12 protein-coding genes are annotated in these 14687 nt (G+C 62.7%); 7 read left to right on the forward strand and 5 right to left on the reverse strand.

What is annotated here, in order from left to right:
- Positions 1-191: 191 nt before the first annotated feature.
- From AB6802_RS18815 to ppdK, 4 genes are all read right to left on the reverse strand, one after another.
- A complete protein-coding gene (locus tag AB6802_RS18815; RefSeq protein WP_371011677.1) occupies positions 192-935 on the reverse strand; it encodes a polysaccharide deacetylase family protein in 744 nt (247 codons plus the stop codon).
- 102 nt (positions 936-1037) lie between these two features.
- On the reverse strand, positions 1038-2141 hold the full coding sequence (locus AB6802_RS18820) for a glycosyltransferase family 9 protein (protein WP_371011678.1): 1104 nt from the start codon (positions 2139-2141) through the stop codon (positions 1038-1040).
- A 175-nt stretch (positions 2142-2316) separates the two neighbouring features.
- Positions 2317-3420, reverse strand: a complete 1104-nt coding sequence (locus AB6802_RS18825) for a glycosyltransferase family 9 protein (RefSeq protein ID WP_371011679.1) — start codon at positions 3418-3420, stop codon at positions 2317-2319.
- Positions 3421-3534: 114 nt separating this feature from the next.
- Positions 3535-6219: a pyruvate, phosphate dikinase gene (ppdK, locus tag AB6802_RS18830; RefSeq protein WP_371011680.1), complete on the reverse strand. Its 2685-nt coding sequence runs from the start codon at positions 6217-6219 to the stop codon at positions 3535-3537.
- Between the two features lie 216 nt (positions 6220-6435).
- Here ppdK and AB6802_RS18835 point away from each other — a divergent pair, with 216 nt between their 5' ends.
- From AB6802_RS18835 to AB6802_RS18855, 5 genes are all read left to right on the forward strand, one after another.
- On the forward strand, positions 6436-6780 hold the full coding sequence (locus tag AB6802_RS18835; protein WP_371011681.1) for a VOC family protein: 345 nt from the start codon (positions 6436-6438) through the stop codon (positions 6778-6780).
- Positions 6781-6873: 93 nt separating this feature from the next.
- On the forward strand, positions 6874-8295 hold the full coding sequence (locus AB6802_RS18840; RefSeq protein ID WP_371011682.1) for a phosphomannomutase: 1422 nt from the start codon (positions 6874-6876) through the stop codon (positions 8293-8295).
- Positions 8292-9707: a mannose-1-phosphate guanylyltransferase/mannose-6-phosphate isomerase gene (locus AB6802_RS18845; RefSeq protein WP_371011683.1), complete on the forward strand. Its 1416-nt coding sequence runs from the start codon at positions 8292-8294 to the stop codon at positions 9705-9707. Before AB6802_RS18840 ends, AB6802_RS18845 begins: the two co-directional genes overlap by 4 nt.
- Positions 9708-9793: 86 nt before the next feature.
- A complete protein-coding gene (gmd, locus tag AB6802_RS18850; protein ID WP_371011684.1) occupies positions 9794-10777 on the forward strand; it encodes a GDP-mannose 4,6-dehydratase in 984 nt (327 codons plus the stop codon).
- Positions 10778-10889: 112 nt separating this feature from the next.
- Positions 10890-11846: an NAD-dependent epimerase/dehydratase family protein gene (locus AB6802_RS18855; protein WP_371011685.1), complete on the forward strand. Its 957-nt coding sequence runs from the start codon at positions 10890-10892 to the stop codon at positions 11844-11846.
- Between the two features lie 49 nt (positions 11847-11895).
- Here AB6802_RS18855 and AB6802_RS18860 read toward each other — a convergent pair whose 3' ends face one another.
- Positions 11896-12858 (reverse strand): FkbM family methyltransferase, encoded by a 963-nt coding sequence (locus tag AB6802_RS18860; RefSeq protein ID WP_371011686.1) that lies wholly within the window; start codon positions 12856-12858, stop codon positions 11896-11898.
- A gap of 270 nt (positions 12859-13128) precedes the next feature.
- Here AB6802_RS18860 and AB6802_RS18865 point away from each other — a divergent pair, with 270 nt between their 5' ends.
- Positions 13129-13938, forward strand: coding sequence for an ABC transporter permease (locus tag AB6802_RS18865; RefSeq protein ID WP_371011687.1), 810 nt, complete (start codon positions 13129-13131; stop codon positions 13936-13938).
- Positions 13939-13940: 2 nt separating this feature from the next.
- Positions 13941-14681: an ABC transporter ATP-binding protein gene (locus AB6802_RS18870; protein WP_371011688.1), complete on the forward strand. Its 741-nt coding sequence runs from the start codon at positions 13941-13943 to the stop codon at positions 14679-14681.
- The last annotated feature ends 6 nt before the right edge of the window (positions 14682-14687 follow it).

Below are 14687 nucleotides of genomic sequence, written 5' to 3' on the forward strand. Positions count from 1 at the left end.
ACGACCAGGATCCTCTCGGTCTCCTTCCCACTTCAAACATAGCATGGGACCAACACACAGGATCCTCGGGTCTGCGCCGCGTCGCTACCCTCCTTGCTCCGCCCGTGGATGACGAGAGGATGGGCGTTCAGGCCAATCTCGCAAGAGCGCGGCTGCCAAATTCCAGCCATCGCTATCTTGCGTCGAAGACCTCAGTCGGTCGTGCCGTTGTTGCCGACCCCCTCGGCATCGTCGAGACGCACGAAGGTCATGCCCTTCGCCTTCAATGCCAGCAGACCCTGGACGACACCCTCGCCGGCCGCGTGGGTCGGCTGGTTGATATGGGAGATGATGACATCGCCATCCTTGGCGGCGGCGATGCGGCGCGCGGTTTCCCTGGCGCCGAGCAGCGAGCCGCCGTCGCCGTTGATCGAGAAGCCGGCGATCTTGAAGCCGAGCTTGCGGATCATGGCGATCGCCGAAGGACTGTATTCGGCGGTGGCGCCGCGGAACCATTTCGGCGCCGGGCCGCCCGCGCTGACAAGCGCGGCGGCGCCGGATTCGACCTCGGCCTGCACGGCGTCGGGGCTGCCGGCGCTGCGGATGCCATAGATCTTCTGCGGCGTATCGACCGCCGGGATGTGGCGGCCGCCATGGTTTTCCAATTCGAACAGGTCGGGATGCGCCCGCATGATCTCGACAGCGGCGGCGTTGCGCTTCAGCCAGATGCCGGTGACGAAAATGGTCGCCGGGATGCGATTGTCGACCAGGGCCGAAAGGATTCTCGTGTCGGTCTTGCCGCCACAGGCGTCGAGCGTCAGCGCGACGCGACCGCCAGCCGTTTCAGCGGCTTGCGGCTTCAGACGCAGCGTCGGCTCGACCAGGGCGGCATGGCCGGCCGAGACGACCGATACCGACAGCGCGATCGCGCAAAGAGATTTTCCAACCAGACCCATCACTCGTTCCGCATTCCATCATTTCTACCGAAAACGCAACAAGACCGGCATAACGGCGAAAATCGGGACGCACCGGCCGGGAATGCGCCTTTCACGCAAATGTCAGACCGTGCGCTCCGCGGCCACCTCTGTCTGCGACAGCAGCTCGCGCACCGCATCGACGACCGCGGCGACTTCGAGACGCCAGACGCAGTATGCCCTGCTCGGATCGGTCCGGCGACACAGGTCGCTGGCCACGCAGTCGCACGGCATCGAGGGCCGCAGCGAAATGCTGGGCACGCCGACCGGCCCCCAACGGATCGGGTTGGTCAAGCCAAACAAGCCGACAACCGGCGTTCCGACCGCCGCCGCGATGTGCATCGGGCCGCTCTCATTGCCGAGGAAAAGCCGGGCTTCCTTGAGCAGCGCCGGCAAGGTTTCCAGCGACAAGGCCCCGACCAGGCTGACGACCGGCGTTTTTACCATGGCCACGATCTTGTCGTTTGCCTCGGCCTCGTCAGGGCTGCCGACCAGGACGACGGGCAGTCCGGTTTCGGTCGATATGGAGTCGATCGCCGCGGCGAAGCGCTCGGGCTGCCAACGACGCCCCGGGAAACTTGCTCCGGCATGCACGGCCAGGAAGGCATTGCGCCGAAGACCGGACTTGTCGAGCAAGGCCAAGACCCGAGCGGTTTCCAACGGCAGCGGCTGGATCGAAGGAGCCCTCACCCGCAGATCCACGCCAAGCGCCTCCAAGGGGGAAAGATAGCGGTACAGAAAATGCTTTTCGCCGTAGCCGAACGGCTTGGCCCGGACGTTGGCGGGATAACGCTCGAATCGGCGCAGCGGCCGCTCGGTCGGCCAATAGCCGACGCGGGTCTTCGCATTGACGGCCATGACAATAAAACGCGACGTTTTTGAATCGGCCAAGTCGATCGTCATGTCGAGACCGAGCCGGCGCAGCTTGCGCAACACCCGGTAGAGCGCCAGGCCGCGCTCCACGATGGAGCCGCGCGTGCTGGCACGCTGGAAGGTGACCGTCTCGGCTGCAATACCGTGCGCGGTCAGAAAGCTTCCCAGACGGGCCTCGCAAAGGAAGACGATCTTAACACCCGGATAGGCGAGCTGCAGGTTCTTTGTCAGTGCCGATGCGAGGACGACATCGCCGATGAACTTCGTCTGCAGGACCAGGATCGAGCGGACACCGCCTGGCGGAACCTGCACCATCCTTGTCTGGTCATCGGACGGATCGGGCTCCACGAAAGCCGGTTGAGACGAAGTCGACATAGGGAACCGTCACGCGCAGGTTTATGCGACCTCATATACAAACTGCGCGGACGTGGCCATAGCGACCCTTGCACGGCGCCGAAGGGCTCGGCGCGCGCAACCAAATGATGAAATGTCAAACCGCGCGTTCCAAGGCCACCTCGGTGCGCGCCAGCAATTCGAGCGCCGCGTCGACGACCGGATCGACGTCGAGGCGCCAGACGCAGCATGCCTTGCTCGGATCCGTCCGGTGGCACAGATCGCCGCCGACGCAATCGCAAGGCATCGATGGCCGCAACGAAATGGCGGGCACGCCGACCGGCGCCCAACGGATCGGGTTGGTCAGGCCAAACAGCCCGACGACCGGCGTGCCGGCGGCGGCCGCCATGTGCATCGGACCGCTCTCGTTGCCAAGGAACAGCCTCGCCTCCGCCAGCAGCGCCAGCAGCGTTTCCAACCGCAAGATGCCTGCCAGGTTGACGACAGGCGTCTTCGCCTCCGCCATGATCCTGTCCGTCGCTTCGTTCTCGTCCGGACCGCCGACCAGGACAATGCCGAGGCCGGTTTGCCCGGCTATCCTGTCGATGGCGGTGGCAAAGCGCTCCGGCTGCCAGCGACGCCCGATGAAGCTTGCCCCGGCATGCACGGCGATGAAGCCGTTCGGCTGGATACCGTGCCTGGCCAGCAAGGCGAGCGCGCGCGTCGTCTCGAAAGGCAGCGGCCGGATATCCGGCGCCTTGACGCGCAGCTCGACGCCGAGCGCCTCCAGCGGCGAAAGATAGCGGTAGAGAAAGTGCCGCTCGCCAAATCCGAACGGCTTCATGGCGACATTGGCGGGCTGACGTTCATACCAGCGCAGCGGCTTTTCCGTCGGAACATAACCGAGCCGGATCGGGGCATTGACCAGCTCGGAAATGACCCGCGAGGTCTTCGAGCAGGTGATGTCGATCGTCATATCGAAGCGGTGCCGCCGCAATTCGCGCAGCGTGCGGAAGAATTCGCGTCCACGCTGGATTACCGAGCCGCGTATCTTGGCGCGGCTGAAGGGAACGACCTCGGAGGCGATGCCATGGCCGGTCAGAAAACCTGCGAAGCGCGCCTCGCACAGAAACACGATCCTGACGCCGGGATATTGAAGCTGCAGGTTCTTTGCCAACGTCGAGGCAAGCACGATATCGCCGATGAACTTGGTCTGCAGGATCAGGATCGACCGGAAAGTGGTGGGGGAAATCTGCAACATGGTCTCTGGCACCGACGAATTCGGGCCAGAAACTGGTGTCAAACGGTGTCGATATTTAGGGCCGAAACACGCACGTTCGTGTGACATTCCATACAAAATCGTAAGCCGCGCCGCTCAGGCGCGCTTTGCGCCATCTTTCCTGGCCGCCACCGCCGCCTGTGCCGCGGCCAGCCTTGCGATCGGCACGCGGTAGGGCGAGCACGACACGTAGTCGAGGCCGACCTCCTCGCAGAAGCGGATCGAGGCCGGGTCACCGCCATGCTCGCCGCAGATGCCGAGCTTGATGTCGGGTCGCGTCGCCTTGCCCTTTTCGGCGGCCATCCGCACCAGCTCGCCGACGCCGTCGATATCGAGCGACACGAACGGATCCTGTTCGATGATGCCCTTCTGCCGATAGGTTTCGAGGAAGGACGCGGCATCATCGCGCGAGATACCAAAAGTGGTCTGCGTCAGGTCGTTGGTGCCGAAGGAGAAGAATTCGGCCGCCTCCGCGATGACATGCGCCCGGATCGCCGCGCGCGGCAGTTCGATCATCGTGCCCGTCAAATAGTCGATCTTGGTGCCGGTTTCCTGCATGACGCTTTGCGCGACCGCATCGATGCGCGCCCTGACGTATTCCAGCTCCTTTACCAGGCCGACCAGCGGCACCATGATTTCCGGCACCACCAGCGCGCCGGCCTTGCGGCCGGCTTCGACCGCGGCCTCGAAGATGGCGCGCGCCTGCATCTCGGCGATCTCCGGATAGGAGACGGCAAGGCGGCAGCCGCGATGTCCAAGCATCGGGTTGAACTCATGCAGCGCCTCGGTCCGCTGTCTAAGCTTGTCGGCCGAGACGTTCATGGCGGCGGCGACCTCGGCAAGCTCGGCTTCGGTCTTGGGCAGGAACTCGTGCAGCGGCGGGTCGAGCAGGCGGATCGTCACTGGCAAGCCTGCCATGATCTCGAACAGCTCGAGGAAGTCCGAGCGCTGCATCGGCAGCAGCTTGTCGAGCGCGGCGCGGCGGTCCTTTTCCGTGTCGGCCAGGATCATCTCGCGCATGGCGACGATGCGGGCGCCGTCGAAGAACATGTGTTCGGTGCGGCAAAGGCCGATGCCTTCGGCGCCGAAGGAGCGCGCCATGCGCGCGTCGAGCGGGGTTTCGGCGTTGGTGCGCACCTTCATGCGGCGCGTGGCATCGGCCCATTCCATGATGGCGGCAAAGTCGCCGGAGAGCTCGGGCTGCAGCATGGCGACCGCGCCTTTGAGCACCTGGCCGTTGCCGCCGTCGATGGTGATGATGTCGCCCTTGCGGAAGGTCTGGCCCATCGAGAGCAGCGTTCCGGCCTTGTAGTCGACGCGCAGTGAACCGGCGCCCGAAACGCAGGGCTTGCCCATGCCGCGCGCCACCACGGCGGCATGGCTGGTCATGCCGCCACGCGTGGTCAGGATGCCTTCGGCGGCATGCATGCCGTGGATATCCTCAGGGCTGGTCTCGATGCGCACCAGGATAACCTTGCGGCCTTGCGCCTTGGCGTCCTCGGCATCGCCTGAGGAAAAGACGATCTCGCCGGTGGCGGCTCCCGGAGAAGCCGGCAGGCCCATGCCGATCACATCGCGCGCGGCGCTCGGATCGATGGTCGGGTGCAGGAGCTGGTCGAGCGAGGCCGCGTCGATGCGGGCAACCGCCTCTTCCTTGGTGATCAACCCGTCCCTGGCCATCTCGACGGCGATCTTGAGCGCCGCCTTGGCGGTGCGCTTGCCCGAACGGGTCTGCAGCATCCACAATTTGCCGCGCTCGATCGTGAATTCGAGGTCCTGCATGTCGCGGTAGTGCTTTTCCAGCCGGTCGGAGATGTCGACGAAATGCTGGAAGGCATCCGGCATCAGCTTCTGCAGCGACGGCTTGTCGGAACCGGCGGCGATGCGCGCCGCCTCGGTGATGTTTTGCGGCGTGCGAATGCCGGCCACCACATCCTCGCCCTGGGCATTGACCAGGAATTCGCCATAGAGCTGCCTTTCACCGGTCGAGGGATTGCGGGTGAAGGCGACGCCGGTGGCGGACGTGTTGCCCATATTGCCGAACACCATGGCCTGGACGTTGACCGCCGTGCCCCAGCTTTCCGGAATGTCGTGCAGGCGGCGATAGGTGATGGCGCGGCTGTTCATCCAGCTTGAAAAGACGGCGCCGATCGCGCCCCAGAGCTGCTCGTGCGGGTCCTGCGGGAACGGCTTGTCGAGCTCTTCCTCGACCTTGGCCTTGTAGAGCGAAATCACGTGCTGCCACTCTTCGGCGCTGAGCTCGGTATCGAGCTCGTGGCCGAGGTTGGCCTTCTCGTCCTCGAGGATTTCCTCGAACACCTCGTGGTCGAGACCCATGACGACATCGGAATACATCTGGATGAACCGGCGATAGCTGTCATAGGCGAAGCGCGCGTCGCCGGAATCGGCGGCCAGGGCCTCGACCGTCTCGTCGTTGAGGCCGAGATTGAGCACGGTGTCCATCATGCCTGGCATGGAGGCGCGAGCGCCCGAGCGCACCGAAACCAAAAGCAGCTTCGACGGATCGCCAAAGCGCCGGGCGGTGAGCTTGCCGATATGGTCGAGCGCCGAGACAACATCGGCTTCGAGCGCCGCCGGGTAGGTGCGGCCGTCGGCGTAATAGGCGTTGCAGACTTCGGTGGTGATGGTGAAACCGGGCGGCACCGGCAGCCCGAGGCTGCACATCTCGGCCAGATTGGCGCCCTTGCCGCCGAGAAGATTGCGGTCGCCCGCACGGCCTTCGGCAGCGCCGTCGCCGAAGGTGTAAACCCACTTGGTCATGCTCGTCCTCCAGTGCGTGGAAGATAGACAACAGCCGGAGCAAGGCCCGGTTCCCCGCCTTCCGGTTCGAGCGATATGATGCTGCAGTGCGAAAGGCAAGGCATCGCCCCGGCGGGTCCAGCCTCTACAATCGATTAAGCAAAAGCTGCGTCAAAAAGACTTGCCGCGTGCCGGCATGGGATATAGAACATATCAAGAACATAGTGGAGTAGCGTCATGAAACTCAATGGAAAACTCGACTATCTGGAACTGCCGGCGACCGGCGGCACGCTGGACAGCGTGAAAGCATTCTACAGTGCGGCGTTCTCATGGTCGTTCACCGACTACGGGCCAACCTATTCGGCCTTTGGCGAGGGCCTCGACGGCGGCTTCCAGGCCGATGCCGGCGAGGCGCCCGCCAAGCCGTTGCCTGTGCTCTATTGCGACAATCTCGAAGAAACGCTGGAAGCGGTCGAGAATGCCGGCGGCACCATCGTCAAGCCGATCTTTGCCTTTCCCGGCGGCAGGCGCTTCCACTTCACCGATCCGGCCGGCAACGAGTTGGCTGTCTGGGGACATTAGTAAAGACGCAGATTACCCGCAGATTTTTACAGTTGACAGGTGGCCCTGCTCCAATAAGTAGCAGCCCAACCTTTCAACCACAAAAGCGGGCTGATGAAATTCGGGTCGAGCGGCGTTCGAGGTTTGGCTTCCGAATTGATCGGGAGGGCAAGCGGACTTTATACGGAAGGCTTTGCCCGGCGCCTGCGCGCCACCGGCTTTGAACAGGGCAAGGTCTTTGTCGGGCGTGATCTGCGCGACAGCAGCCCGGAAATTGCCGGGGATTGCATGGCGGCGCTCGCGGCAGCCGGCTTTGAGCCGATCGACTGCGGCCCGATCCCGACACCGGCCCTTGCTTTCTACGCCCGCCAGCACCGCAGCGCCGCGCTGATGGTGACCGGGTCGCACATCCCCGCCGACCGCAACGGCATCAAGTTCTATGGCCCGAACGGCGAGATCGACAAGGCGGACGAGGCAGCGATCACGCACGCTGTCGCCGAGTTGTCGGATCGCTATCCGTGGCCGCCGGCCCATGCCAAGCGGCAAGCCAGCCATGATCAGGCGCTCGCGGCCTTTCGGGACCGTGTCGGCGCAATCCTTGCGCCTCGCGCCCTTTCCGGATTGAAGCTCGGCGTCTATCAGCACAGCACCGTGGCGGCGGAACTTCTGGTCGAGGTGCTGCGCTCTTATGGCGCCGATGTCGTCCCGGTCGGGAAAACCGGGACCTTCGTGCCGGTCGACACCGAGGCCGTCAGCCCGGAAACGCTGGCGATGGCGAAGGACTGGGTGCGCGAATTCCGTTTCGACGCCGTGCTCTCGGCGGACGCCGATGCCGATCGTCCCCTCATCATCGACGAAAATGGCGCGTTATTCCGTGGCGACCTGATCGGGCTGGCCACGGCCCTGTTCGTGCGGGCCGACACCGTGGTGACGCCGGTGACCTCCAATTCGGGCATTTCCGACGCCTTCGGCTTCAAGGTGGTGAGAACGAAAGTCGGGTCGCCCTTCGTCATAGCCGGCATGGAGGCTGCACGGTCGGCCGGCGGCACGATTGTCGGCTTCGAGGCCAATGGCGGGGTTCTGCTCGGATCCGACTGCCTGTTGAACGGCAAGACATTGTCCGCGCTGCCGACCAGGGATTCGTTTTTGCCGATCCTGGCCGTGCTCGGCACGGTGGCCGCGACCGGAAAATCCTTGTCCGGCCTGCGCGCGCTCTGGCAGCTTCCGGTCTGCGCCAGCGAGCGGCTCGAGAATTTCCCGATCGAGAAATCGCGCGGCCTGATGCATCGTTTCGCCGACCGGGATGCATTGCAGGACTTTCTCGCTCCCTTCGGAACTGTCGCCGATGTCGATGAGACCGACGGCATCAGGGCGCGCATGACAAGCGGCGAGATCGTCCATCTGCGGCCTTCCGGCAACGCTCCGGAGTTTCGCTGCTATGCCGAAGCCGCAAGCGATGACAGAGCGGCAGCAATTGTGGCAATAGCGCTGCAACGGGCGCGGGACTGGCAGATGAGTGAAAGGCCCGTTTCATGACAGTGGTTCCCGTCATCATCAGCGGCGGCGCCGGGTCGCGGCTATGGCCGGCGTCCAGGCAATCGCACCCGAAGCCTTTCCTTAAGGTCGCGGACGGGCGCTCTCTGATCCAGCACACGGTGCTACGGGCAGTTTCGCTGAAGGACGTCGCGGAGCTTGTCGCGGTAACGTCCAGGGACCACCTTTTCCTGACGAAGGACGATTTCGACGAACTGTCGCCGGCCGTTCCGCCGCATACGTTCCTGCTCGAGCCCGAAGGGCGCGACACGGCCGCCGCGGTAGCCGCGGCTGTCGTGCACGCCAACGCGACACAGGGCCCGGACGCGATTTTGTGCATTTTCCCGGCCGACCACATGATCGGCGACTTGCCAGCGTTCAGCGACGTGATGGGGCGGGCGATCGAACATGCGCGCCAGGGCCTGATCGCGACACTCGGCATCAGGCCCAGCCGTCCGGACACCGCCTTCGGCTACATCGAAGCCGATGGCGAGAAGGTCATCCGCTTCGTCGAAAAGCCGGACCTCGCCACGGCCGAGGCTTACGTGGCAACCGGCCGCTTCTTCTGGAACGCCGGTATCTTCTGCTTCAAGGCGCGGACGATGCTCGAGGCGATGGCCGCGCACTGCCCTGCCGTTCTCGAGGCGGTTGCCGCAAGCTATGAGCATGGCCGCGTCGAAAATGGCGGCGACACTGGGAAAGTCGAACTCTCGGCCGAGCATTTCGCGCTCGCGCCGCGCATCTCGCTCGACCATGCCGTGATGGAGAAGACGCGCAATCTTGCCGTGGTTCCCTGCGAGATGGCGTGGAACGATATCGGCTCGTGGAACGCCATGGCGGAACTCACTCCGGCCGATGGCAGCGGCAACCGGATCCGCGGCGATGTTCACATGGTGGATACGGCGGGCAGCTATATCAGCTCGGACAAGCGCGTCATCGGCACCGTCGGCGTCAGCGACCTTATCATCGTGGATTCGCCGGATGCCTTGCTGGTCGCCTCGCGCGACCGCGTCCAGGACGTCAAGAAGCTGTTCGAGGGCCTCAAGGCGTCGGGGCATGAGGCGCATCTCTTGCACTCGACCGTGCACCGGCCGTGGGGGACCTATACGGTCCTGGAGGAAGGCGAGCGGTTCAAGATCAAGCGCATCGAAGTGAAGCCCGGGCGGCGGCTCAGCCTGCAGATGCACCATCATCGTTCGGAACACTGGGTGGTGGTCAGCGGCTCGGCGAAGGTGGTTAACGGCGACCAGGAGCTGCTCTTGGCGACCAACCAGTCGACCTATATTCCCTGCGGCCACAAGCACCGACTGGAGAACCCGGGCAAGATCGATCTGGTGATCATCGAAGTTCAGAGCGGCGATTATCTCGGCGAGGATGACATAGTGCGCTTCGACGACGTATACGGTCGCGCATAGCGATTCATTCGTCCGCAGGGCTGGGGCGGGCAAACAACGGATAAAGGGCTTGGGGGAGCAATTATCAGAACATTTTGAGAGCATTGATGAAAAAAACAGCATTGATTACCGGTATTACCGGGCAGGATGGCGCTTATCTGGCGGAGTTTTTGCTCTCAAAGGATTATGAGGTCCATGGACTTGCGCGGCGATCGAGCACCGCCGACGTCAACACCACGCGCCTGAAGTGGCTTGGCGTCGACAAGGACGTGCGGATCGTCGATGGCAACCTGACGGATCTGTCGGGCCTGGCGCGCACCATGCGCGATATTAGGCCGGACGAGGTCTACAATCTTGCCGCCCAGTCTTTCGTCAAATCCTCATGGCAGCAGCCTATTTTGACGGGCAATGTCACCGGCATCGGCGTCACCAATGTGCTCGAGGCGCTGCGTCTCGAAATCCCCACGGCGCGTTTCTACCAGGCTTCGTCGTCGGAGATGTATGGCCTTATCCAGGAGCCGATGCAGTCGGAAACCACACCTTTCTACCCACGCTCGCCTTATGCCGTGGCGAAGCTCTACGGCCACTGGATCACCGTCAACTATCGCGAAAGCTTCGGCCTGCATGCCTCGAGCGGCATCCTGTTCAATCACGAATCGCCGCTTCGCGGCATCGAGTTCGTGACCCGCAAGGTCACCGACGCGGTCGCGCGCATCAAGAAGGGCATGATCAAGGAGTTGCGCCTGGGCAATATCGACGCCAAGCGCGACTGGGGCCACTCGAAGGACTATGTCCGCGCCATGTGGCTGATGCTGCAGCAGGACCAACCAGACGACTATGTCGTGGCCACAGGCAGGACGACGACGGTGCGCGACATGTGCCGGATCGCCTTCGAGCATGTCGGGCTGAACATGGACGACCACCTGGTCATCGATCCTGACCTGTTCAGGCCGGCTGAAGTCGAAATCCTGCTTGGCAATCCGGCCAAGGCAAAGGCCAAGCTCGGATGGGAGGCGACGATCTCGCTGGAGGAAATGATCCGCGAAATGGTGGATGCCGATCTCCAGCGTCACTCGGCCGGTCGGATGTAGATTTGGGAAGAAGCGTCAGCATCATGATGGTCGATAATCTGACGCGTCGTGTCTCGCCATGCATCCGACGGCACGCGCGTGTACTTAACCCGTCATGGTCAGCGAGGTCGGCATGCGGGTTTTGATCACCGGGGCCAAGGGGTTCGTCGGCCCGTATGTCTGCGAGGCGCTGCGCACCGTTTGCGGCCATGACATTGTCGTTGCGGCAACCTCCAAGGATGGCGGTCCGCATCCGGTGTTCGGTGAGGTCGAAGCGCTGGACGTGACCGACAAGGCCGCCGTCGATCGCGCCATTGCCCGGCATCGGCCGACCCATGTCATCAATCTGGCCGCCGTTGCCGCCACCAGCGCTGCCCAGGCCGACCCCCAAAACACATGGCGCATCCATGTGGCGGGCGCGCTCAACGTGGCCCATGCCATCCTCGACGAGGCTCCGGATTGTTGGCTGATCCATGTCGGATCCGGCCTGGTCTATGGCGAAAGCGCAAAAACCGGTCGACCTCTTGACGAGAGCACCTTGCTTGCTCCGATCGACGACTACGCCGTGACCAAGGCCGCGGCCGACCTCGCGCTGGGCGCGCTTTCGCGCCACGGGTTGAAATGTGTTCGCATGCGTCCCTTCAATCACACCGGACCCGGCCAGACGGAGGCATTCGCCGTGCCGGCCTTCGCCATGCAGATTGCGCGGATCGAGGCAGGCCTGGCGCCGCCGGTCATTCTTGTCGGCAATCTCGATGCGCAGCGCGATTTCCTGGACGCGCGCGACATCGCCAATGCCTATGCGCGCGCGGCCTTGAACACCGATGATCTCGCGCCGAACACTATCTTCAACATCGCGTCCGGCGTCTCCTGGCGGATGGGCGATGTTCTGGATCTGCTGTTGGCGCAAAGCAGCGTCAAGATCGCCACGGAACAAGACCCGTCGCGGATGCGACCGAGCGACCTGCCGTCGATTGCGGGCGATGCAACGCGCGCCCGGACACGACTTGGCTGGGCGCCTGAACATCCCTTCGAGGAAACGCTTGCCGCTGTCTTGAACGACTGTCGCCAACGCGTGGCCCGGACGTAACCAGGCATGCAGCCTCGACGCGTTGAAGCAGGCATATGTTGCCCTCGCGTCAACCGGAAGAACGCAGCAGCCGAGCGGCCAATGAGGGCTTGCGATACACCGCGGCGGCGATCAATGACTGGGCGCGCAGGGTGTCCGGGTCGTCCGTCACGCGATAGAATACGGCGTCGGCCCAGAGGAGCCTATCCTGAGCGTTTCCATCGTCTTGCGTGTCGTAGTGATAGCGGGCCGGGCCTACCAAATCTATCAGCTCGAATCCATGTGTGTTGAGAAATTGCTGAATTTCCGGGTAAAGCGGTTGGCCCGCGTAAATCGGCGCGAACTCGACTTCGCAATGCACTACGGCTGTGCGCTCCAAGGTCTGTTGTGCTGATTTCAAGGCCATCAGTTCCGCGCCCTGTATATCAAGTTTAAGGAAATCCACCGGCCCGTGCGGAAGGACGTCGTCAAGGCGGTGCGTTTCCACAATTTGCATGTCGACCGTGTGCAGTTCGCGCAGGTGATTGAAGGAGGCGTTCATCACCGCGTTCAGCGGATATAGCGATGAGGTGGCATCGTCATTGTTGATGTAAAGGGTATGCCTGTCGCCGTCGCCGATGGCGTAGGGAAGCAATGTTATACCTTGCTTTCCCTCAGCTTCGGCGCGCTCGGCAAGACGCTCATCGAGAGGATCGAAGCCGATTATCTCGAGAGGCGGATAAGACGCTAGAGGATCATATGGATTGGATCCGTGGCCGAGCAGCTGGGCGCCGACATCCACAATCCGCAAGGGTCTGCCAAGAGCGCGGTGCGCATCGCTGGCAATCGCAATGCACCGCGCCCTGGCGTCGCTGTCGGTTGCCGACTTAAGACGGTATTCTTTGCTCGCCAATATGCCTGCGAGCACCGCAGTCGGATCACCGTGCAGGCCGATTTGGTCTGACCAGGCTGCCAGTCCATCCGGATCGGGTTCTCTACCGAGGCAACATCGGTACAAGGCTGAGACGAATTCTTCTGGTGTAAGGGCGCTCATGTGTTCTCTCTAACCGGAAATCGAACTGGTGGCCGACCTAATCCAGCCGCAAATGCGGCAGCCTCGCCACGAACAGGAAACAGCGGCGGACCGCGCAACGCATCTCAGACTTCATAGCAAATCCCTTCACAGATGCTACGTGCGTCCCGCGACGATAGCATCCCTGTAAAACCGACGCAGAGACGGCTCATCAAACTTGATGTCCCCAGGGCAATAATGTATCGCACAGTCGCGCACAGTCGGGCCTGGGCAGAAACACGAACGGGATTTATGCTGCCGACCAGAACAGGCTTTCTTGCAGAGGCATTCGCCGATGTCGGCGCTGCGATCGAGAAACATCACCTTGCGACGACCTTCAGCTGGCAGGACGTGGCCCAGCGCTATCGGCGCTCGCGGGTCGGCGCGTTTTGGCTGACGATCAATATGGGCGTGCTGATCGGCGCGCTGGGCTTCGTCTTCGGCACGCTTTTCCGTTCGCCGATGCAGGAGTTTCTTCCGTATATCTGCGTCAGCCTGATCATCTGGAATTTCATTTCGACCGCGATCAACGAGGGCTGCACCGCCTTCATAGGCGCAGAAGGGATCATCCTTCAGGTGCGCATGCCGCTGTTCACGCATGTGTTGCGCACGCTCTACCGCAACCTGATCATTCTTGGACATAACATCCTTATCTACCCCGTGGTCCTCCTGGCTGTCGGACGCATGCCGACCTGGGACGTGTTCCTGGCTGTGCCCGGTCTTGTCATCTTGGTGCTCAACCTACTCTGGATCATGCTCATTCTAGGCGTGCTGTGCGCCCGCTATCGCGACATGACGCAGGTGATGCAGAACCTCCTGCAGGTGATCATGTATCTGACACCGGTGATGTGGATGCCGCGGACATTGCCCGACGGCATTTCGCGGTTGGTGCTGGACCTCAACCCCTTCTATCATTTGATCAGCGTCGTACGGGATCCGCTTCTGGGCGTGCCGCCGTCCTCGTTCAGCTGGATGGCGTGCGTTGTGTATGCGATCGTGGGCTGGATAGTCGCGTTGCTGCTGTTCGACCGCTATCGTCATCGTATCCCCTACTGGCTTTGAACATGGCTTCCATCACATTGACCGGCGTCTCGGTCGAATTTCCGGTGTTCAACGCGGCAAGCCGTTCGCTCAAGAACCGGGTTCTCAGTGTCGCGACCGGCGGCGCGATCGACCGCCGCGGCGACGGCCATGTCATCGTGCGCGGCCTTGAGGATGTGAGTTTTTCCGTCAAGGAGGGCGACCGGATCGGCCTTGTCGGTCACAACGGCTCGGGCAAGACGACGCTGCTGCGCGTGCTGTCGGGCATCTACAGGCCAACCAGCGGATCTGCGGTGATCGACGGCGAGTGCGTGTCGCTGATCAACATCGCGCTGGGCATCGATCCCGAGGCGACGGGGCGCGAGAACATCAGGCTCCGCGCGGCCATGATGGGTATGCGGCGGGACGAGTTGCGCGAGCAATTCGACGACATCGCCGAATTCACCGGTCTGGGCGATTTCCTCGACATGCCGTTCCGGACCTACTCATCCGGCATGCAGCTTCGCCTGGCTTTCTCGACATCAACGGCGATCCGGCCGGAGATACTCGTCATGGACGAGTGGTTGTCGACCGGAGACGAGGATTTCAAGCACAAGGCCGACAAGAGGCTGCACGAGATCGTCAACACGACCAAGATACTTGTCCTTGCCAGCCACTCGCGCGAGCTCTTGCAGAAGAATTGCAATCGCATCCTGTGGATGGATCATGGCCGCGTGCGGCTGGACGGACCTGTTGACGAGGTTCTGCCGGCGTATTTTGGCTAATTGGAA

This window comes from Mesorhizobium sp. RCC_202, assembly GCF_041355295.1.
Lineage (GTDB): Bacteria > Pseudomonadota > Alphaproteobacteria > Rhizobiales > Rhizobiaceae > Mesorhizobium.

What these genes read in the sequence shown, in the direction of transcription:
- AB6802_RS18815 (WP_371011677.1), bottom strand. Translation starts at nt 935, where the DNA reads ATGGGTCTGGTTGGAAAATCTCTTTGCGCGATCGCGCTGTCGGTATCG.
- AB6802_RS18820 (WP_371011678.1), bottom strand. Translation starts at nt 2,141, where the DNA reads ATGGTGCAGGTTCCGCCAGGCGGTGTCCGCTCGATCCTGGTCCTGCAG.
- AB6802_RS18825 (WP_371011679.1), bottom strand. Translation starts at nt 3,420, where the DNA reads ATGTTGCAGATTTCCCCCACCACTTTCCGGTCGATCCTGATCCTGCAG.
- ppdK (WP_371011680.1), bottom strand. Translation starts at nt 6,219, where the DNA reads ATGACCAAGTGGGTTTACACCTTCGGCGACGGCGCTGCCGAAGGCCGT.
- AB6802_RS18835 (WP_371011681.1), top strand. Translation starts at nt 6,436, where the DNA reads ATGAAACTCAATGGAAAACTCGACTATCTGGAACTGCCGGCGACCGGC.
- AB6802_RS18840 (WP_371011682.1), top strand. Translation starts at nt 6,874, where the DNA reads ATGAAATTCGGGTCGAGCGGCGTTCGAGGTTTGGCTTCCGAATTGATC.
- AB6802_RS18845 (WP_371011683.1), top strand. Translation starts at nt 8,292, where the DNA reads ATGACAGTGGTTCCCGTCATCATCAGCGGCGGCGCCGGGTCGCGGCTA.
- gmd (WP_371011684.1), top strand. Translation starts at nt 9,794, where the DNA reads ATGAAAAAAACAGCATTGATTACCGGTATTACCGGGCAGGATGGCGCT.
- AB6802_RS18855 (WP_371011685.1), top strand. Translation starts at nt 10,890, where the DNA reads ATGCGGGTTTTGATCACCGGGGCCAAGGGGTTCGTCGGCCCGTATGTC.
- AB6802_RS18860 (WP_371011686.1), bottom strand. Translation starts at nt 12,858, where the DNA reads ATGAGCGCCCTTACACCAGAAGAATTCGTCTCAGCCTTGTACCGATGT.
- AB6802_RS18865 (WP_371011687.1), top strand. Translation starts at nt 13,129, where the DNA reads ATGCTGCCGACCAGAACAGGCTTTCTTGCAGAGGCATTCGCCGATGTC.
- AB6802_RS18870 (WP_371011688.1), top strand. Translation starts at nt 13,941, where the DNA reads ATGGCTTCCATCACATTGACCGGCGTCTCGGTCGAATTTCCGGTGTTC.